The following is a 19,714-nucleotide window of genomic DNA, read 5'->3' as shown; positions in this document are numbered from 1 at the left end:
AACGCGTCCGCCTGCCTGGCACGATCGAAAGGTCGGGCCCTTCAGTTGCGGCTCGCCGGCACAAGGATTGTGTTCTAGTGGGTTTGCAAAACCTAAGACTGATGATCCGTCGAAGGCACTTACCTCAACATCTCCGCGTCCTTTGGCACGCCCGCATCGATCGGCTCGGCCGTCCTGTCCGACACGGCGGCGATCTTCCCGGCGGCCGACAGGTTCGGGCGCACGAAGACCGGCGCGACGCCGTCGACGCGGCTGTAGAGGTCGATAATGTCCTGATTCATGAAGCGCACACAGCCGGAGGAAGCGTTCTTCCCGATGGAATCCCACTCCGGCGTGCCGTGCAGCCGGTACATCGTGTCCTTGCCGTCGCGGAAGAGATATAGCGCGCGTGCGCCCAGCGGGCTGTGCGGGCCGGGCGGCATGCCGTCCTTGTATTTCGCCAGTTCCGGCCGGCGCTGGATCATCTCCGGCGGCGGCGTCCAGACCGGCCACTTCTTCCTCGCCTGAACCACGGCGCTGCCGGTCCATCCGAAACCGGCCTTGCCGAGGCTGACGCCATAGCGAATTGCCTTGCCGCCGTCGTGCACCAGATAGAGGAAGTGCTCGGAGGTATCGACGACGATCGTGCCGGGTTTTTCTCCGGTCGGATCGGACACGATTTGGCGCACGAATTTCGGATCGACCTTGGCTACCGGGATTGCCGGCAGTTGATAGCCCTCGTCGACGCGCGCCGCATACATACTTGCGGCATCGCCGAAAGCCGGATCGCTTGGCGCCGCGGTCACTGGCGGCGCCGCTACGTCCGTCGTGGTGCACGCCGAAAGAGCCACGGAGGCCGCGCCCAAAGCGGATGCACCAAGAAACGCACGCCGGTTCAGGCGCTCAAAAAACAGCGGAATATCGGACATGAACCCCCGGCTTGCCCATGAGATCTAGGAAAGATGCGGCCCCACGCGTGCAGGATCAATATACGATTCCGGAAGCTTTGAGAACATGATTGGATCAAGGCACGCCAGGCGGAATTCGCAACGCTGCGTCGACCTGTCTCGTTAAATCGGCAATCATTGCGGACCGGACTCAAGATAAGCCTTCGCCGAGTTGCCTGCCATGGACGACAAGATGCCCGCACGCCGGCGGACCAGCGACCTCACCAGTGGACCTATCCCGCGTACATTGCTGCTGTTCGCCCTGCCGGTGCTCGGCTCCAATGTTCTGCAGTCGCTCAACGGCTCAATCAATGCCGTCTGGGTCGGTCGTTTCCTCGGCGAAGCGGCGCTGACCGCCACGTCCAATGCCAACCTCGTGCTGTTTCTCATCCTCGGCACCGTCTTCGGCATCGGCATGGCGGCGACCATCCTGGTCGCGCAATCGGTCGGCGCCCGCGATCTGCCCGAAGCCCGCCGCATCGTCGGCACCAGTGCCACCTTCTTCTTCCTTGTCTCGGTGGTGTTCGCGGTCTGCGGCTGGATCTGGGTCGATACAATCCTCAATGCGCTCGGCACGCCGGCCGATGCGTTGCCGCTGGCGCGTTCCTATCTGCGTATCATTTTTCTCGCCGTACCGATGATGAACCTGCTGTCCTTCGTCATGACGGTGCTGCGCGGCGCCGGCGATTCGCGCACGCCTTTCCTATTCATGGCGCTGGCCGTCGTGCTCGACGTCATTTTGAACCCGTTGCTTATTCTCGGCATCGGCCCGTTCCCCGAACTCGGCATCGCCGGCTCGGCCACCTCGACGCTGATCGGCCAGACGGTAAGCGTGCTTGCCATCCTGATCGTGCTTTATGCGCGCAAGCACCCGCTGCGGCTGGCCGGCGCCAATCTTGCTCTGCTGCGGCCGGACCCGGCGCTGCTGCGCATTGTCGTCTTCAAGGGCGTGCCGATGGGCCTGCAGATGATCGTCGTCTCGTCCGCGGCGCTGACTGTGATGGGCATGGTCAATGCCTACGGCTCGCAGGTCGCGGCTGCCTACGGCATAGCCGCCCAGCTCTGGACCTATATCCAGATGCCGGCGCTCGCCATCGGCGCCGCGGTCTCGTCCATGGCGGCGCAAAATGTCGGCGCCGGGCGCTGGGACCGGATCGGCCGCATCGCCGCGTCCGGCGTCGGCTTCAACCTTGTGCTTACCGGCGTGCTTGTCGCGCTGCTGTTCGTATTCGATCGCGCGGTGCTCAGCCTCTTCCTCAGCAGCGACAGTGCAGCGATCGACATCGCCACTCACATCAACAAGGTCGCATCCTGGTCCTTCATCCTGTTCGGCATCACCATCGTGCTCTTCGCCACTGTGCGTGCCACGGGCGCGGTGATGCCGCCGCTGATCATCCTGGTGATCTCGGTACTTCTGGTGCGCACCAGCTTCGCCTATTTCTTTCGAAGTGCGATCGGTGAGGAAGCGTTGTGGTGGAGCTTTCCGGCCGGCTCGATAACCTCGCTCGTGCTGGCCACGGCCTATTATCGCTTCGGCCGTTGGCGCAGCGTGCACATGATCGAAAGCCGGCCGGCTGCCGGCGAACCGCCGGATACCGGCCTCGGCGTACCACGCCAGCGCGCGCACCTTTCGCCCGAGACACCGACCGGCTGAAAGATCGGTTCAGTGCCCGTATTTCGCGCCGAACCCGAGCGCCACCAGGGAAAAGATAACGATCATGCCGGCAAAGGCCCCGCTTGCCACGGTCGCGCTTGTCATGGTCGACAGGACGCCGATGCCGATCACCGGCAGCGCGTTGCCGCAAAAACAGCAGATGAAGAAGGCCGAGACGACTTCGGCGCGCCGGTCCGCCGGCGCGATCTCGTTCACCACTTGCAAGCCGCCGCGATAACCGAGCGCTGCCGCCACGCCGCACAAGGCGGTCCCGGCAATCATTATGGCCATCGATGCGAAGACCTGCGCCGCAACAATCAGCGCGACGGTTGGAATCATCAGCGCAAGCGCCGCGAACATCGCGGCTCGGCTCGAAAGACGTGCCGTCACTACAATGGTGGCGGCCGTCACGATCGCCAATTCAAAGAACAGAGCGCCCGCTTCGGCATGGTTGGTTACCTGCAGCTGCTGCGCCAAAATGCTCGGTGCGAGTGCTGCATAAAAGCCGACCAGTGCCATTGCGCCAAAGCCGGTCACCGCCGGCGCAACGAAATTTGGGCGGATGGCATCGGGCACGGAAAGGCGCGGCCGCGTCGAAACGTCAGCCAGTTTCCCCGGCCGCGAAACGGTTTCCGGCGTGCGCCAGACCAGCAGGGTTACAGTCGCGAGCATCGCCAGGTAGACGACGAATGTCAGCCTGAGCGGCCAAGGCGCGTATTCGGCGAGCAACCCGGCCCCCAGCGCACCAAGGCCGAGACCGAGGAAATTGGTGCTGGTGGCAATCGTCGCCGCCTGTGACTTGTCGTCGGTCGGGAGCAATTCGGCAAGCCAGGCGGTGCCGGTACCCGCGCCGACGCCGATTCCCAATCCGCTCAGAATTCGGGCGACGTCGAGCCAGGCGACATTTTCGGCGAACAGGAAAACCACCGCGCTGACGACGGCCACCGCCATTCCGGCCAACGCCATCGGACGGCGCCCGATGACATCTGACACACGCCCCAACATCAGCAGCGCCGCCAGATTGCCGATGACATAGACGGCGTAGACCAGCGTCAAAGTGATCTGCGAGAAGCCGAAGACCTGCTTGTAGATGATGTAAAGCGGCGTCAGCGCGGTGCTGCCGGCGAAAAGAGCCGCGATCATGGCGGCCACGGCGGCCGCTGCAGCGCGCCCGCCGAGTTCGTAATCGCGCGTCATGACTTGAGCGTGAGCAGTCATTTTTCGGACCTTCTTGCTGTTCGGGATCTGACACCCTAACGCCTTTTTTTCGTCAGCCGTTCCCCCCTCCCCGACTTGCTCCTGACAATTTTGGCAGCTTTGCGATGGCGCTGAGCGAGATCCTCTTTTAACTTCAGCGGATTGTCAGGGGAGATTGATGGGCAAGGGACGAGTCGAGGCATTCACCGATGGCGTGGTCGCCATCATCATCACCATCATGGTGCTGGAATTGAAGGTGCCGCATGGCGAGGATTTTTCCGCGCTGGCGCCACTCTGGCCGGTATTCCTCAGCTATGTGCTGTCCTTCATCAATGTCGGCATCTACTGGAACAATTTGCACAACATGTTCCATACCGTGCAGCGGGTCGACGGCCGCGTGCTGTGGGCGAATCTCAACCTGCTGTTCTGGCTATCGCTGATGCCGGCGACGACAGCCTTCATGGGTGAGAACCATTTCGCGCCGGTGCCGGTCGCCGTTTATGGCGTCGACCTGGCGCTCTGCGCCATCGGCTTCAACATCCTCACCATAGCCCTGCATCGGCTGCACGGCAGCGAAACCCTCTTCGCCAGGGCTTTGGGCAATGACCTCAAGGGAAAAATCTCGCTGGCCCTCTATATCGCCGCCGTCGCGCTGACCTTCGTCAATCACTGGATCGGTGTCTCGATCTATGTCCTGGTGGCGATGGTCTGGCTAGTGCCGGACAGGCGCTTCGAGCGGCTAATCGAGAAATAGGCAGACCAAGATCCCGAACCGAAGGACCGCGTCAACGAAAAGTGGATGCCGGTTTTCGGAAAAGATCATGAGAAGATAGAGCCCATACCGAATCTTATCGAATGGAACAGGCTCTAGCCTCGCATTTCTTTGAGCTTTTCCGCTACCGAAGCGGCAAGGTCGGCGTAGCGCTCCTCCAGCCGCTCGGCCGCTTTGATCACTGAAAAATCATGGCCGAATTTTTCCAGCGCCATGCGCAGCTTTTCGACGAATTCGGCCTGTTTTTCGAGCGCCGAAAACAGCGTTTTCACTTGCGCTTCGCTGATGTCGGGGTTGGCAAGCATTTGCGGCACTTCGCGGCTCATCTGGTCGCCGGTTGCGGTCTGTTCTTTCAGGATCTCGATCCAGTCGGTCAATCGTCAGTCTCCTTTTCGATATCAGCATGCGCAGCGCCCGCCGACGCGGTCAACCCGAAGATGTCGCACCGGCTTGCGCGAGCCTCTTTCCGCGCTAAGTTCGCCGCGGCCAGAACAGGAGAAAATCATGACCACCGACGCCGAGATCCAGACCGCCCTGCCCGCACTTGCCTCCGGTAATGTCGCCGTCATCACCGGCGCGGCCAGCGGCATCGGCCTCGCCGCGGCCAAACGGCTGGCGGCGATGGGCATGAAGATCGTGCTGGCCGATATCGGCGGCGCACGCCTCGATGAGGCCCGACATGCCGTCGCTACCTTCGCCGGCGAGAGCGCCGTGCTTGCTGTCGCCACTGACGTCTCGAAAGCCGACGACCTCGAACGGCTGGCCGAAAGGACATTCGGCACCTTCGGCGACGTCTCGCTTCTGATGAACAATGCCGGCGTCGGCAACAACCCCGGCAAGCCGTGGGAGAACCGTGACGCCTGGAAGCGACTGCTGGACATCAATTTCTGGGGTGTCGTGCATGGCGTCGAGGCCTTCGCGCCGCGCATGCTGGCGGCTGGAAAGCCCGGCCTGATCGTCAATACCGGCTCCAAGCAAGGCATTACCACGCCGCCCGGAAACCTCGCCTACAACGTCTCCAAGGCCGGCGTGAAGACCTATACCGAGGGCCTTGCACACGCGCTGCGCAATGAGCCCGGCGCAAACGTCGCGGCGCATCTGCTCATTCCGGGGTTCACTTTTACCGGCCTGACCGAAGGCGCCACCGAAAAGCCGGCCGGCGCCTGGACCGGCGAGCAGGTCATCGACTTCATGCTGGCCTCGCTGCTGCGTGGCGACTTCTACATCCTGTGTCCCGATAACGAGGCGACCCGGTCGATGGACGAAAAACGCATGGCGTGGGCGATTGGCGACATCATCGAGAATCGTCCTGCTCTGTCGCGCTGGCACCCGGAATACAAGGAAGCCTTTGCAGCATTCATGGAATGATCCCGCGACCGTTCGGGCAGGAACCCGGACAACAAGCTCGCTCACGCCGCCGCGTGCTTCTTCGCGTTGCGCTTTTTAGCCACCGCCTTGGATGCGGCCATGTCGGCGATCTGTTCGTCGTGCCGCTTCGCCGCGCGTTCACATTTGGCGCGGATTTCCTCGAGCTCGGATTCGGTCAGGTGCTCGATGCCGATAAAGGTATTTTTGGCTTTGCTGACGCGGATCAGCTCGTCAAGCTTGGCCTGGATCGCCGCGCTGTCGCGGTTCTGGGTGTTCTGGATGAGAAACACCATCAGGAAGGTGACGATCGTGGTGCCGGTATTGATGACGAGTTGCCAGGTATCGGAAAAGCCGAAGACCGGACCGCTTACCGCCCAGACCACAATGATCAGGAAACAGACGGCAAACGTCGGCGGCAGACCGGCAAGATGGGCGATATAGTTGGCGATCCTGGTGAACAGCTTTTCGATCATGGCAGGGAGAAACAATCGGCAACTGCTTCGAGTTCCCTGCGAGGAGGAATTCACTGTCAAACCGTGCACGCGCCGCGCTCGCAACGATCAGGTAGCGTCGTTTTCCCAGCGGTCGAGGAAAGCCTCGATGGGCAAGGCCTGCATGTCGGGGACTGCCCTGGCCAGTTTCTCGACCGGCCAGTCCCACCAGCCAAGACGTTCGATCCGGGCCGCAGTTCCCGCGCTGAAGCGCTGCCGCAATGGCCTGGCCGGAACGCCGGCGACGATTGCATAGGCCGGCACGTCTCGCGTCACAACCGCATTGGCACCGACGATCGCGCCGTTGCCGATCACCATGCCAGGCATGATCACGGCGCCATGGCCAATCCAGACATCATGGCCGATGCTGACGGGTCTCGCCCGCCGCCGGTCGCGGAATGCCTGATCGACACCCAGCCAGCGGAAGTACTCGTTGGGCCGATAGCTGACTTTGTGCTGCGTCAGCCGCTCGACCGGATGCTCCAGCGCATTGATGCGGCTGTTGGCGGCAATCGAGCAGAATTTGCCGATCGTCGTATAGATCGCCTCGGCATGCCGCTCGAAGTAGGAAAAGTCGCCGACCATCACCTCGCGCAGGATGACCCGCTCGCCGATCGATGCGTAGCGTCCAAGCTTGCAGGCCTTCAGTTCCGCCGTCGGATGGATGCGCGGCTCGGGATCTTTCAGGACAAGGTGTTCGGGACGGTCCATGCGGGCGCTTTACGCCCGCGCGCATAGTCTCGCAAGCCGAGTGCAGCGCCGCGCATCCGTTTGGACGCGCCAAGGACCCCGGAGCACCTTCAGTCTCTATTTCGGCTTGCCGCTGGTCCACACCACATTCTGGCCGTAGAGCGGCACGGTGGTGACCGACATTTTTGCCGAGCCATCCTGCACCTGGCGCGAATGCGAGAGGTAGATCAGCGTCTCGTTGGCCTTGTCGTAGATGCGGTTCACCACCTGCTTTTTCCAGATCAGGCTGATGCCTTGCTTGAACACCTCCTCGCCGGCCTCGCTCATGTCGATGTCCCCAATGGTGATCGGCCCGGTCTGGCGGCAGGAGATCGAGGAATCGGACGGGTCCTCGAACCAGTTGCCTTTCTGCAGGCGGTCGATCATGCCACGGTCGAAATAGGAGACGTGGCAGGTTACCCCCTCGACCTTCGGATCCTTGATCGCCTCGACGATGATGTCGTTGCCGAGCCAATCGACGCCGACCTTGCCGACTTCCTCGGCGGCGGCGGCGCCAGCGCCAATGACAAGGCATGCGGCCAACGCGCCGCCAATCAGTTTTCGCAAAGAGGCCTCCTGCGGTTCGAATTTTGCCGACCTCAGGTGGGACGAACGGCCGCGCTTTGCAAGCAGATCTCCTCCCACAGCATTGCCGGTTGCGGCAACGCGACATCTTTGCGTCGGCGCGACCGAACCGCTAAGAGTGTTCGCCAAGCCAGGGCTTCATGGCGCCAATCCGGCGCCCGATGGAAATGACGACGGACTTCACTGATGATGCGTTCAATTCTGGTCGGTATTCTCGTCCTGATGGCCGCTGGCATCGGCTGGCTAACGTTCGACTGGTACCGCGGACATTATGGCGGCGAGCCGTTCGGCGCGCCGTTCACGCTGGTCGACCAGAAGGGCGCACCGGTCACCGAAGCCGCCTTTCGTGGCCACCCCAGTGTCGTCTTTTTTGGCTTCACGCATTGCCCGGAAGTCTGCCCGACCACGCTTTTCGAGTTGGCCGGCTGGCTGAAGACGATGGGCGACGACGGCAAGAACCTGCATGCATATTTCGTTTCGGTCGACCCGGAGCGCGATACGCCCGAAATCATGAACACGTATGTCAGCAATTTCTCCGATCGCATCCTCGGCATCACCGGCGATCCCGATAAGGTCCACGCCATGGCCAAGTCCTTCGGCATCTACTGGAAGAAAGTCGACACGAACGACGGCGACTACACGATGGACCACACCGCTTCGGTGCTGCTGCTCAACGGCAAGGGCGATTTCGCCGGCACCATTGCCTATGGCGAAAGCCCGGACGCCGCCATCGCCAAGCTCAAGCGGCTGGCGGCGGAAGGTTGACGTATCCGGGAATGACGCAGACGCGTTTGTATTTCACCGCGGGCAAGATCGAGGCTGATCGCATCTTCGCGGCGCTCGGTGCGGCGTTCGACGAAGAGGGCCTGCCGGTTGCGGTGCTCGAGGTCGACGAGGACCGCGATATCCACGAAGTATCGCTCTATGCCGACGACGACGTCGATGCGGTCGAGGCGCGGCTTAGGGACATCCTGGCCGGACTGTCGCTGTCGAAACCGATAGAGCGAGAAGCGCTGCCCGACATCGACTGGGTGGCGCGCTCGCTGGAGGGATTGAAGCCGGTACGGGCCGGGCGCTTCTTCGTCCACGGCGCGCATGACCGCAGGAAGCGCCACAGCGGCGAACTCGCCATCGAGATCGAGGCCGGCCTTGCCTTCGGCACCGGCCATCACGGCACCACCGCCGGCTGCCTCGAAATGCTGGAGCAGGTCATACAGCGCGAGCATCCGCGCAACGCGCTCGACCTTGGCACTGGCAGCGCGGTGCTCGCCATCGCGGTGGCCAAGCTCGCGCATGTTCCGGTGCTGGCAACGGACATCGACCCGGTCGCCGTCAAGGTGGCCGCTGCCAATGCGCGGCTGAACCACGTCAAGGGGCTCATTGAAGCGGTAGCGGCGCCCGGTTTTCATCATCCGATCTTTGCCGCGCGTGCGCCCTTCGACCTGATTGTCGCCAACATATTGGCGCGGCCGCTGATGCGTCTGGCGCCGCAAATGGCTGGGCGTATCGCGCTCGGTCGCTCGATTGTTTTGTCGGGCATCCTCGAGCGCCAGCGCGATGCGGTAATCGCGGCCTATGTCGGCCAGAAATTCCGGCACGTCCGCACCTTGCACCGCGAGGGCTGGGTGACGATTCACCTCAAGCGCTGAGGCGCGACGCTTTCAACGCAAGCCGGAACCTGCTCGGACCTAGCGCGAGTTCGCCGCTTTCTTCAGCTGTTCGCGATCGTAGCCGTGAGCTTTCAGCGTTTCGTCATCAAAGCCAAGCAGAACGCCGCTCACATACCGGCTCGCTTCGCGCTGGCGAGCTTCGATCAGCGCTTTCACAGCGTTTCTGAAAAATCCACGTCTGGCTGAAATCGAGGACATGACGGTCTCCTTTGCAGGGCAACAGGACTTTTCCTCCACGTTAAGAAGGTAAGCTCTGCTGACGCTTTTTGAAATCGCCGATTCTGCATGGCCTCCATGCACAAAAAGACACTGCGGCGACCGCGGATGATCGTTCCGAAAATCGATTCCGATTTTCGAAGTCATGCGCTACGGTCGCGCCAGCATTCGAGGAGAGCCGACATGTTCCAGACCTTCGATTCCGCCGGCGATCCGGCCGTTGGCAAGCCGCGCGTGGCAATGCTGCGCCAATGGTTGGCGTCGAACGGGCTGGATGGCTTCATCGTGCCCCGTGCCGACGAGCACCAGGGCGAATATGTCGCCGACCGCTCGGCACGGCTGAAATGGCTGACCGGCTTCAGCGGCTCGGCCGGTGTCGCCATTGTACTTGGCGAGCGCGCCGTCATGTTTGTCGACGGGCGCTACACGCTGCAGGTGCGCCAGGAGGTCGATCTCGACATCTTTTCGATCGAGAGCCTTGTCGACAACCCGCCGGCCAACTGGATCAAGGACAATCTCGGCAAGGGCGTGCGATTGGGCTTCGATCCGTGGCTGCATACGATCAGCGACGTCAAGGCGCTGAAAGCCTCGGCCGAGAAATCCGGCGCGACACTGGTGCCGCTCGAAGAGAATCCGATCGACGCGATCTGGCAGGACCAGCCCGGGCCGCCACTGGCGCCGGTCGAGATCCACCCGATCGGCTTTGCCGGCGAACTGGCTAAGGACAAGCTGGTGCGGCTGGCAGCGGCCATCGAGAAGGACGGCGCCACCCATGCGGTGCTGACCGACCCCTCCTCCATTGCCTGGGCCTTCGACATCCGTGGCGGCGACGTACCGCACACACCGCTGGCGCTCGGCTTTGCCGTGCTGGCCGCCGACGGCTCGCATCTGCTTTTCATGGACCAGCGCAAGTTTTCGCGCACCGTTGCGGCCTGCCTGACGCAGCTCGCCGAATTGCACGAACCAGGTGAATTCGAATCGGCAATCGTCACCCGGGCCAAGGGCGGCGCAAAAATCGCGCTGGACCCGGTTCTCGCGGCGGACAAGCTCAGAATGCTGGTCGAGGATAATGGCGGCACCGTCATTGCCACGGCCGATCCGGCCCGCATTCCACGCGCAACAAAGAACAAAGCCGAGATCGCCGGCGCCCGCGCCGCACATCGCCGCGACGGCGCCGCGGTCGCCAAGCTGCTGTGCTGGCTCGACCGCCAGAAGCCCGGCACGCTCGACGAAATCGCCGTTGTCACCAGGCTTGAGGAGATGCGCCGTCAGACCGGCGAAGAAACGCAGATGCCGCTGCGCGACGTATCGTTCGACACCATCTCCGGCGCCGGCCCTAACGGCGCCATCATGCACTACCGCGTCTCCCGCGCCACCAATCGCAAGCTGGGGGATGGCGAGCTGTTCCTGCTCGATTCCGGCGGGCAGTACCAGGACGGCACCACCGACATCACCCGCACGGTGCCGATCGGCGCGCCGACCGAAGAGATGCGCGAACGCTTCACGCTGGTGCTGAAAGGCATGATCGGCATCTCCATGCTGCGCTTTCCCCAAGGCACGCGCGGTTCCGAAATCGATGCGGTGGCGCGCCTGGCGCTATGGAGACACGGCTGCGATTTCGCCCATGGCACCGGGCACGGTGTCGGGTCCTATCTTGCCGTGCATGAGGGCCCGCAGCGTATCGCCAAGACCGGCACCGAAAAGCTGCTAGCCGGCATGATCGTCTCCAACGAGCCCGGCTATTACAAGGAAGGTTCCTACGGCATCCGCATCGAGAACTTGATTCTGGTGACACCGGCCGAGGCAATCGAGGGCGGCGACATCGCCATGCACGGCTTCGAGACACTGACGCTGGCGCCGATCGACAAGCGGCTGGTCCGGTCGGACCTTTTAACCCGCGACGAGTTGCATTGGCTTGACGAATACCATGCGCGCGTACTGGCCGAGATTGGACCGATGCTCGACGGCGAAACGCTGGCCTGGCTGGAAAAAGCAACCGCCCCTCTGCCGCACGACTTCAAGCAATAGTCGCGGCAGCAACGCCGAGTGACAGACTTTGCTCCGCAAGCAGTCCCTGCAAAGCCGTGACGTTGGGAGAACCGGCTCCCTTGCGCCAAAACAACACCGTGACGGCGTTGTCTTCCTCAGCGGGCAGTTCGTGCAGCTTTAGCCAGCGGCTCTCTGGGAAACCCGAAAGCACACTTTTTGGCATCAGCGCTATGCCCATGCCAGCCACCACGCAACCGAGGATGGCATGGTATGAACCAAGCTCGATGGTCTTCTCGGCCATGAACCCTCTTCGCGCATACCATTGTTCCAGCCGCCGGCGGTGCGGGCAGCCGTGCTCGAAGGCTATCATTGTTTTGGGCATGTCCAGGCGGTCGTCGATCGAAACGCGCGATGCCGCCGAGACAATGACCAGCTGCTCGTTAAATGCGGGCAGCTTTTCGAACGGAGCGTCGGCGATCGGCTCGGCGGCGAACGCTGCATCGAGGTCGCCGGCAAGCATGGCGGTCGCGAGAACCTGCGGATTGCCGGTGCGCAACTGGATCTCCACGTCGGGATGACGTGCGTGATATTCGGCGAGCAGACTTGGAAGCCGTGCCGCGGCGGTGCTCTCCATGGCACCTAGGCGAAGCGTGCCGCGCGGGCGTGGATCAAGCATCGCCGTTCGCGCCTCCTCTGCAAGCGCCAGCAACCGATCCGCATACCCGACCAATTTGTGACCGGCGGGCGATACGTGCAGGCGCTTGCCCTCCCGGATAAACAGCTGCACGCCGAGATCCTCTTCGAGCTGCCGGATGCGTGTGGTCACGTTCGATTGCACGCGAAACAGTTTTTCCGCCGCCCTGGTGATTCCGCCCTCGCGCACCACCGTGCGGAAGATGCGCAGATCAGCCAAGTCCATACATCTCTCCTGGAGAACATAACGATCTTAATTATTCATTTTAACTGATTATGCCCTTCCCGTAAATCGCCGGTGTAGCTGCCGATCAACACGGCAAACCAGGGGAGATGGAAATGTCGCGTGAGCCCTTCCGCATCCAGCCGATCGATCTAAGCGCATTGACGCCGAAGCAGCGCGAAGCACTCTATAGCGACGCCGTGCGTTGCGCCCACCAGGAGAGAGCGGAGACCATCCGCCTGAGCCTGTCGCGGGTCGGCGCGGCAATAGTCGCTGCGGTAAAGCGCATGTGTGCTCTCGCCGCCAAGATAAAAATCGATCAGCCGACGACCTGCCGCGCGAGGATCAGCACAGCAGCACCCGCCAGGAACATCGCCATAAGGCCGCCGCGCAGCGAGACCAGGCCGGCGACGACCAAGGCCCCCCATTCCGCCGGTCCGGCGCCCAGCGCTGCCGGCGCCACCAGCGTGGTCAGCACCGCCGCCGGCACGGCGTTCAGCCCGGCCTCAACACGCGGATGGATATGGTCGAAGCGTGAGATCACCAGATGACCGCCAATGCGTGTCAAATAGGTCGCGATCGAAGCGGCGACGATGATCCACAAGGTCGTGCTCATGGCCGTGCCTCCACGCCGCTGTGGCGGGGCGGCAGGATGACGGCGAGCAGCACGCCGGCCAGCGCGCCGATGGAGACATGCCAGGGCGAGCCGACCGTCTTGTAGGCAATGATGGAGGCGGCAGCGCTGGCGACGACCACCGGCAGCCACAGCGGCCGCTTGCGGAAGCTCATGACCAGGCCGAGAAAATAGATCGGCAGCAGGAAGTCGATGCCCAGCGTGTGGGTGTCGGGAATAAGTTTGCCGAACACCGCCCCGAGCGCGCTTTCGATGACCCAGAACACGTAGACCGGCAGCCCGAGCCCCATATACCAGGCAAAGCCGACGGTCTCGCCGGCCTCCGCCTTGCGCTCGGCCACCGCGAACTGCGGATCGGTCAGCACGAAGTAGCCTATCGCCTGCTGCACCAGCGGCCAATGCGCGATTCGCCGGCCGATACCGGCCGAATAGAGCACATGGCGAAAATTCACGGCGAAGATCGACAGCACGATCAGCCACGGCGCGACATGCTGGCCGAACAGCTCGATGCCGACCATCTGGCTGGCGCCGCCGAACACCGTCGCGCTCATCAAGAACGCCTCGATCACGGAAAAGCCGTTGTCGACGGCGAGCGCCCCGAACAGCAACGCAAACGGCGCCGACGCCACCACGACGGGCATGCTCAGCCGCACGCCGTCCCAGAAATCGCTTCTCGCACCGTTTTCGGAGATTGCTTCCGCCGACATCGACCGCTCCTTGGGAAGGGCCGTATGTAGAGAGGGCGGTCCGGCTTGTCACACCAATTCGCTTGAGGCAAACGATCAGCGGAAATGATAGCTGAAGCGTCGCGGCAAGCTCGCTTCCAGACTGTGGGACAAAATCAGAGGCTTGGTACCTGAGCGCATATCCGTTGGCGACGATCGGTCCTTGCCGAAGCGACGGCCATAGACCAACCTGCTGGGCCGGACAGGTGGTTCCAATGAGCGAATTTTCCATCGATCCAAAATTCGGCCGCCTGGCCTTCGGCGCCGATCCCGGCAGCTATCACGCGACGCGACCTGGCTATCCTGATTGGGTATTCGAAATTCTATGTGAGCGGTGCCGTCTCGCGCATGGCACGGCGACGTTCGAGATTGGCGCAGGTACAGGAACTGCAACGCGCCGCTTACTCGAACTGGGCGCGAGCCCGTTGCTCGCCATTGAGCCGGATTCCCGCCTCGCGACTTTCCTTTGCGAGACTATTCAGGACAAGGCGCTCTCGGTGAGCGTCTCTGCGTTTGAAGATGCCGTCCTTGAGAAGGCCGGTTTTGATCTCGGTGTCAGCGCCACTGCCTTTCATTGGCTGGATGAGGACACGGCGCTGATCAAGGTCGCAGAGCTGCTTCGGCCGGGCGGCTGGTGGGCAATGGTCTGGAATGTATTCGGCGACGACAGTCGCCCCGATCCCTTTCATGATGCGACCAAGGCGCTGCTTGACGGGCCTTCGAGCCCGTCGGCGGGCTCAAATGGTATTCCGTTCGCCCTTGATGCCGAGGCCCGCGTGGCGGCACTGGAGCGAACCGGCGCGTTCGATGCCATCGAACATCGGACAAGTGTCTGGTCGCTCGTCCTCGATCCTGACCAGACGGTCGCCCTCTATGCCACTTTTTCCAATATCAACATCCGCAGTGACCGCGAAGCAATCCTGGCGGAGCTGGGTCGCATCGTCCGCGACGAGTTCCAAGGCTCCATAACCCGCAACATGACCACCAGCCTCTACACTGCGCGGCGCAGCTGACCGTCTGACTTTTCCGCTAGCGCTGCGAAGCCTTGCCTTCGATCGCCCTGCCCCAGTCGAGCAGCGGTTTTGCCCGCATGACGAAGTCGACGAGTTCGTCGACCAATCCAGCTCCGTAGATATCCGCCGGCTCGATTGCGTGCCGGACGGCGAAATGCCGGTTGCGGATGGCGGCCACGAGATCGGGCTCGATAACGTGCTCAAAGCCGCGCGGCGTGCGCTTCATACAGCCGTCGGGGTCGAGCTCGAGACCATTCTTCTTCAGCGCCGCGACGAGCGTGCGGAACTCAGCGGGCCGCTTTGCGATGGCGTTGCGCAGCGCCAGCAATAGCTCCGGTCCGGGCTGCCACCAGGCAACAGCGGCAAAGCAGCGCTCGAGCCCGATGTGGATGTAAAACACGCCCTGTTCCATCTTGGTGCCGTCGGGCGAAAGGATCGCCGACAGATGCCGGTTGTAAGGCCGTTTGTCCTTGGCGAAACGCACATCGCGATTAATCCGGAACAGCGACTTCTTGCGGTCGCCGCGCAGGCCGAGCCCCAATGCCGTGAAGCGCTCGGAGAGCGCCTCGACCAGATCGCCGAAGGGATTGCGCAGGTCCCGCTCGAAAAGATCGCGGTTTTCCAAAAACCACTCCCGGCTCTGATGAAAATCCAGTGCCTTGAGGAAGGGAATGGCCTTGTCACCAAAACCATTGAATTCAGCCGGCATCACGCGCCCTTGCCGATCCGCTCGAGCCAGGCATCCTCATCGATGACTTCGATACCGTGTTCGGCAGCCAGCTTGAGCTTGGAGCCGGCACCGGGCCCGGCGACGACGAGGTCGGTCTTCGCGGAAACCGAGCCGGCGACCTTCGCGCCGAGACGTTCAGCCATCGCCTTCGCCTCGGGGCGCGTCATCTTTTCGAGCGTGCCTGTAAACACGATCGTCTTGCCGGCGACCGCACTATCGGCTGAGACGTTCACTATGTACGGCTTCGGGTGGACCTGTGTGAGCAGCGCTTCAAGCACGGCGTCGTTGCGTTCATTGCCGAAGAAATCGCGAAGAGCGCCTATCACGCTATCGCCGATGCCGTTGATCGAAGGAAAAACGCTGTGTGGATCGGCTGCCGCTGCTGTCTCCTTGCCAATGCGGATCAACTCCTCGACCGTCGAGAAGGTTCGGGCGAGCACAGCGGCCGTCGTTTCGCCGATATGGCGGATGCCCAGCGCAAAGATGAAGCGATCGAGTTCCGGTTCGCGGCGAGCGTCGATGGCAGCGAAGAGCTTGTCGAGACCTTCATAGTTGCGTTCTTCGACACCGCGTACATTCTTCCGCGTTTTGCCCGATGCGGCCTCACGCTGTCTGGCCTGCTCCTCCCGCCGCTCCGCCAATGCCTTGATGACGGCGGGACGGCGATCCCGGAGAGTGAAGATATCGGCTGCTGTCTTGACCAACCCGGCATTGAAGAACAGGTCAATGTTTTCAGCGCCCAGGCCTTCGATATCCATGGCGCCGCGTGACACGAAGTGACGCAATCCTTCCACGGCCTGGGCGGGGCAGATCAGCTCGCCGGTGCAACGTCGGCGGGAATCTTCCTTGCCGGTCTTCTCGTTGATCTCGCGCGTTGCCGGCGAGCCGCAGATCGGGCATTTGTGCGGGAATTCGTAGGGCACGGCGTCTGGCGGACGCTTGTCGACGACGACGCTGACGATCTGCGGAATGACGTCCCCCGCCCGCTGGATGACCACCGTGTCGCCGATACGTATGTCGTTGCCGTCGCGGATCGGCTGGCCGTTGCTGTCCAGACCCTTGATGTAGTCTTCGTTGTGAAGCGTGACATTTTCGACCACGACGCCGCCGACCGTGATGGGGGCAAGCCGGGCAACCGGCGCCAGCGTACCGGTACGGCCGACCTGAATGTCGATCCTGCGCACGGTCGTCATCGCCTGTTCGGCCGGAAATTTGTGAGCGATGGCCCAGCGTGGTTCGCCGGTGACGAAGCCCCATCTGCGCTGCAGCTCCAATTGATCGACCTTGTAGACCACGCCGTCGATGTCATAGCCAAGCGAGGAGCGCTGGGCCTCGATGAGGTGATAATGCGCGATCAGTTCGTCGACCGACTTTGCCCGGACCATCAGTGGACTGACCTTGAACCCCCATTCCGCGAATTTTTGCACGGAATCGTATTGGGTCGGAGCTGGATCCTTCGAAGTATAGCCCCAGGCGTAGGCAAAGAATTTGAGGTTGCGGCTGGCGGTAACGGACGGGTCCTTCTGACGGAGCGACCCGGCCGCCGTATTTCGCGGATTGACGTAATCCTGGCCGCCGATCGCCGCCGAGCGTTGCTTCAGCGCCTCGAATTCCGCGTAGGTCATATAGACCTCACCGCGTATTTCGATGACCTCGGGCCAGCCCGATCCCTTCAAGGTCTTGGGAATGTCGGCGATGGTCTTGAGATTGGCGGTGATGTCCTCGCCGACGACGCCGTCGCCGCGCGTTGCCCCCTGCACGAACACACCGCCTTCATACCGCAGGGAAGCCGATAGCCCGTCGATCTTCGGCTCTGCCGTGAAGGCGATGTTCAGATCCTTGTCGCGATCAAAGAATCGCCGGCCCCGTTCTATGAAGTCCGCGACGTCCTGGTCGGTATAGGCCTTGGCCAGGCTGAGCATCGGTACCGCGTGCCGCACCTTGGCAAAACCTTCCGCCGGCGGCGCGCCGACCCTGCGCGAGGGCGAATCCTCGCGCACAAGATGCGGGAACCGCTGTTCGATGGCGAGATTGCGCCGGGTCAGCGCGTCATATTCCGCATCCGTGATTATCGGCGCGTCCTCGCCATGGTAGCGCCGGTCGTGCTCGGCGATCTCCTGCGCCAACCGCATCAACTCGCTTGCCGCCTCGCTTTCGCTGAGCGAACCGACTGGTTTTTCGTCCATGCACTGCTCCCTCCACGGTGGCGCGACACAATAGAACAGGATTCTCTCGTCAGGGAGAGACCAGACGCCGAAAATCATTCCTGAACAGCAGGATGGCGCCATACCCTGACTCAGGTCGCGAGCGCCGGAAACGAACTCGTCTGGAGCAATTCCAGGAAAACTGTGAAACGGTTTTCCGTCCGGAATTGCGCAAAACAAAGAGGTAGAGCGGTTCGGCGTTTCCGGAAGGATGAACCGCTCTAGGCTGCCGCGGTGTTCTCCCGCAGCAGCCGCTCGGCCGCCGCGCGCGCCTCGTCTGTAATGGTGGCGCCGGCGAGCATGCGTGCGATCTCTTCCTGCCGTGCCGCCCGGTCCATCTCGGCGATGCCGGTCGAGACCCGGTCGGCACCGCCTGATTTGGAGATGAGGAAATGCGTCGCCGCGCGCGCGGCCACTTGCGGTGCATGCGTGACCGAAAGGACCTGCACGCGTTTTGCCAGCCGCGCCAGCCGCTGGCCGATGGCGTCGGCAACCGCGCCGCCGACGCCGGTGTCAATCTCATCAAAGACCAAAGTCGGCGCCGACCCGCGATCGGCCAGCGCGACTTTCAACGCCAGCAGGAAGCGCGAAAGCTCGCCGCCGGAAGCGACCTTCATCATTGGGCCGGGCCTGGTGCCGGGATTGGTGCGCACCCAGAACTCGACCTGGTCGATGCCTTCTTCCATGCGGCTCTCGGCATCGCTTGCGATCTCGACGATGAACTCGGCCCGTTCGAGCTTCAGCGCCGGCAGTTCGGCCATTACCGCCTTGGTCAGCCCGACGGCCGCCGCATGGCGAAACGACGACAGCTGGGCCGCCGTAATGTCGTAGGCCTGGCGCGCCGCTGCAGCCTGTTTCTCCAGCGCATGCAGGCGCTCCTCGCCGGCGTCGAGATCGGCAAGGTCGGCAGCCATGGTGTCACGCAATTGCGCCAGGTCATCCACGGCGACGCTGTGCTTGCGCGAGGCGGCACGCAGCGAAAACAGCCGCTCCTCAGCCTTCTCCAGCCGCTGCGGATCATATTCGGTCGCGCGAAGTGCTGCTTCGACGCCCGACTGCGCCGCGTCGAGCGACAGCATCGCTTCGTCGAGCGATTTGACGACGTCCTCGAGCAGCCCCGGCGCTTCGGTCGCCTTTCGCTGCAGCCGCCTGAGCAGGCTGGCCAGTTGCGGCAAGGGCGAGGACGGGCCCGAGAGCACATCCTGCGCATCGTGGATTTCCGAGGCGATCTTTTCGGCACGCATCATCGAGGCGCGCAGTTCGGCCAGTTCGGTCTCTTCGCCCGGTTGCGGATCGAGCCTGGTCAATTCGGCGACCGCAGCACGCAGATAATCGGCCTCACGGGCAGCTGCCTCGACTTTGGCCCGGTGCCGTGAAAATTCCTGCTCGCAGGTACGCCAATGCCGCCACGCCTCGCCGGTTGCCCGAGCAGCGCCGAGATGGCCGCCGAAACTGTCGAGCAACTCGCGATGGGCGCCGGGATCGACCAAAGCGCGCTCGTCATGCTGGCCGTGGATCTCGACCAGCGCACGGCCGATGTCGCGCATCAGCGTCACGCTGGACGGCTGGTCATTGACGAACACGCGCGTGCGGCCGTCAGCCGTCTGGACGCGGCGCAGGATGATGTCGCCGTCGTCCTCGATGGCATTCTCGGCAAGCAGCATGCGAGCCGCGTGGTTGCGCGGTACGTCGAACACGGCGATGATCTGGCCTTGTGCCGCGCCATGCCGCACCAGCGAAGCGTCGCCGCGGGCGCCAAGCGCCAGCGACAAAGCGTCGAGCAGGATAGATTTTCCGGCGCCGGTTTCGCCGGTAAGGACCGAAAGGCCGGACGAGAAGTCGATGTCCAGCTTTTCGATCAGAACGATATCGCGGATCGACAGTCTGGAGAGCAT

20 protein-coding genes are annotated in these 19,714 nt (G+C 62.7%); 7 read left to right on the top strand and 13 right to left on the bottom strand.

Annotated elements, in window-relative coordinates:
• Positions 1–119: 119 nt before the first annotated feature.
• Positions 120–908 (bottom strand): L,D-transpeptidase, encoded by a 789-nt coding sequence (locus NKH78_RS11625; RefSeq protein ID WP_352740974.1) that lies wholly within the window; start codon positions 906–908, stop codon positions 120–122.
• Between the two features lie 199 nt (positions 909–1,107).
• On the opposite strand from NKH78_RS11625, the gene NKH78_RS11620 reads away from it, so the two are divergent.
• On the top strand, positions 1,108–2,580 hold the full coding sequence (locus NKH78_RS11620; protein ID WP_352740973.1) for an MATE family efflux transporter: 1,473 nt from the start codon (positions 1,108–1,110) through the stop codon (positions 2,578–2,580).
• A 9-nt stretch (positions 2,581–2,589) separates the two neighbouring features.
• On the opposite strand, the gene NKH78_RS11615 is transcribed toward NKH78_RS11620, so the two are convergent.
• Positions 2,590–3,798 (bottom strand): MFS transporter, encoded by a 1,209-nt coding sequence (locus NKH78_RS11615; RefSeq protein WP_352777660.1) that lies wholly within the window; start codon positions 3,796–3,798, stop codon positions 2,590–2,592.
• A gap of 157 nt (positions 3,799–3,955) precedes the next feature.
• Between NKH78_RS11615 and NKH78_RS11610 the strand changes: the two genes are divergently transcribed.
• Positions 3,956–4,531, top strand: coding sequence for a TMEM175 family protein (locus NKH78_RS11610; protein WP_352475354.1), 576 nt, complete (start codon positions 3,956–3,958; stop codon positions 4,529–4,531).
• Positions 4,532–4,644: 113 nt separating this feature from the next.
• Here NKH78_RS11610 and NKH78_RS11605 read toward each other — a convergent pair whose 3' ends face one another.
• A complete protein-coding gene (locus tag NKH78_RS11605) occupies positions 4,645–4,926 on the bottom strand; it encodes a hypothetical protein (RefSeq protein ID WP_023721174.1) in 282 nt (93 codons plus the stop codon).
• Between the two features lie 127 nt (positions 4,927–5,053).
• Between NKH78_RS11605 and NKH78_RS11600 the strand changes: the two genes are divergently transcribed.
• Positions 5,054–5,917: an SDR family NAD(P)-dependent oxidoreductase gene (locus tag NKH78_RS11600; protein ID WP_352703516.1), complete on the top strand. Its 864-nt coding sequence runs from the start codon at positions 5,054–5,056 to the stop codon at positions 5,915–5,917.
• 41 nt (positions 5,918–5,958) lie between these two features.
• Here the strand turns inward: NKH78_RS11600 and NKH78_RS11595 are convergent, their stop codons facing one another.
• The 3 genes from NKH78_RS11595 to NKH78_RS11585 all read right to left on the bottom strand — a co-directional run bounded on the left by NKH78_RS11595 (position 5,959) and on the right by NKH78_RS11585 (position 7,704).
• Complete coding sequence (locus NKH78_RS11595; protein WP_352703676.1) at positions 5,959–6,390, bottom strand: low affinity iron permease family protein; 432 nt, start codon at positions 6,388–6,390, stop codon at positions 5,959–5,961.
• 87 nt (positions 6,391–6,477) lie between these two features.
• The gene (locus NKH78_RS11590) at positions 6,478–7,119 is read right to left on the bottom strand and encodes a DapH/DapD/GlmU-related protein (protein ID WP_352703514.1); all 642 of its coding nucleotides are present in this window, start codon (positions 7,117–7,119) and stop codon (positions 6,478–6,480) included.
• A 96-nt stretch (positions 7,120–7,215) separates the two neighbouring features.
• Positions 7,216–7,704 carry a CreA family protein gene (locus tag NKH78_RS11585; protein WP_254818969.1) on the bottom strand — a complete coding sequence of 163 codons (489 nt, stop codon included), beginning with the start codon at positions 7,702–7,704 and terminating at the stop codon, positions 7,216–7,218.
• 204 nt (positions 7,705–7,908) lie between these two features.
• Here NKH78_RS11585 and NKH78_RS11580 point away from each other — a divergent pair, with 204 nt between their 5' ends.
• Together NKH78_RS11580 and NKH78_RS11575 are read left to right on the top strand one after the other, a co-directional pair.
• Positions 7,909–8,487, top strand: a complete 579-nt coding sequence (locus tag NKH78_RS11580; RefSeq protein WP_352703512.1) for an SCO family protein — start codon at positions 7,909–7,911, stop codon at positions 8,485–8,487.
• Positions 8,488–8,498: 11 nt separating this feature from the next.
• Complete coding sequence (locus tag NKH78_RS11575; RefSeq protein ID WP_352882932.1) at positions 8,499–9,371, top strand: 50S ribosomal protein L11 methyltransferase; 873 nt, start codon at positions 8,499–8,501, stop codon at positions 9,369–9,371.
• A 39-nt stretch (positions 9,372–9,410) separates the two neighbouring features.
• Here NKH78_RS11575 and NKH78_RS11570 read toward each other — a convergent pair whose 3' ends face one another.
• The gene (locus tag NKH78_RS11570) at positions 9,411–9,755 is read right to left on the bottom strand and encodes a hypothetical protein (RefSeq protein WP_352777661.1); all 345 of its coding nucleotides are present in this window, start codon (positions 9,753–9,755) and stop codon (positions 9,411–9,413) included.
• 36 nt (positions 9,756–9,791) lie between these two features.
• Between NKH78_RS11570 and NKH78_RS11565 the strand changes: the two genes are divergently transcribed.
• Positions 9,792–11,636: an aminopeptidase P family protein gene (locus NKH78_RS11565; protein ID WP_352703506.1), complete on the top strand. Its 1,845-nt coding sequence runs from the start codon at positions 9,792–9,794 to the stop codon at positions 11,634–11,636.
• Here the strand turns inward: NKH78_RS11565 and NKH78_RS11560 are convergent.
• From NKH78_RS11560 to NKH78_RS11550, 3 genes are all read right to left on the bottom strand, one after another.
• A complete protein-coding gene (locus NKH78_RS11560) occupies positions 11,626–12,510 on the bottom strand; it encodes a LysR family transcriptional regulator (protein WP_352703504.1) in 885 nt (294 codons plus the stop codon). The two genes, NKH78_RS11565 and NKH78_RS11560, sit on opposite strands and share 11 nt — an antisense overlap.
• Before the next feature lie 322 nt (positions 12,511–12,832).
• Positions 12,833–13,129 (bottom strand): AzlD family protein, encoded by a 297-nt coding sequence (locus NKH78_RS11555; protein ID WP_352703501.1) that lies wholly within the window; start codon positions 13,127–13,129, stop codon positions 12,833–12,835.
• A complete protein-coding gene (locus NKH78_RS11550) occupies positions 13,126–13,854 on the bottom strand; it encodes an AzlC family ABC transporter permease (RefSeq protein WP_352703499.1) in 729 nt (242 codons plus the stop codon). Before NKH78_RS11550 ends, NKH78_RS11555 begins: the two co-directional genes overlap by 4 nt.
• Positions 13,855–14,087: 233 nt before the next feature.
• Between NKH78_RS11550 and NKH78_RS11545 the strand changes: the two genes are divergently transcribed.
• Positions 14,088–14,885: a class I SAM-dependent methyltransferase gene (locus tag NKH78_RS11545; protein ID WP_352703497.1), complete on the top strand. Its 798-nt coding sequence runs from the start codon at positions 14,088–14,090 to the stop codon at positions 14,883–14,885.
• Positions 14,886–14,901: 16 nt separating this feature from the next.
• Here the strand turns inward: NKH78_RS11545 and NKH78_RS11540 are convergent, their stop codons facing one another.
• From NKH78_RS11540 to recN, 3 genes are all read right to left on the bottom strand, one after another.
• Entirely contained in the window at positions 14,902–15,594 is a 693-nt protein-coding gene (locus tag NKH78_RS11540; protein WP_352703495.1) for a DUF2461 domain-containing protein, read from the bottom strand.
• Positions 15,594–17,801 carry an NAD-dependent DNA ligase LigA gene (gene ligA / locus NKH78_RS11535; RefSeq protein WP_352740966.1) on the bottom strand — a complete coding sequence of 736 codons (2,208 nt, stop codon included), beginning with the start codon at positions 17,799–17,801 and terminating at the stop codon, positions 15,594–15,596. The genes NKH78_RS11540 and ligA overlap by 1 nt, the downstream gene beginning before the upstream one ends.
• A 239-nt stretch (positions 17,802–18,040) precedes the next feature.
• Positions 18,041–19,714 carry a DNA repair protein RecN gene (gene recN, locus NKH78_RS11530; RefSeq protein WP_352505604.1) on the bottom strand — a complete coding sequence of 558 codons (1,674 nt, stop codon included), beginning with the start codon at positions 19,712–19,714 and terminating at the stop codon, positions 18,041–18,043.

The sequence above is a fragment of the Mesorhizobium sp. M0910 genome, from assembly GCF_040319465.1.
Taxonomy (GTDB): domain Bacteria; phylum Pseudomonadota; class Alphaproteobacteria; order Rhizobiales; family Rhizobiaceae; genus Mesorhizobium.
Note: the sequence above shows the minus strand (reverse complement) of the source record. Positions and strands in the feature narration are given on the sequence as shown.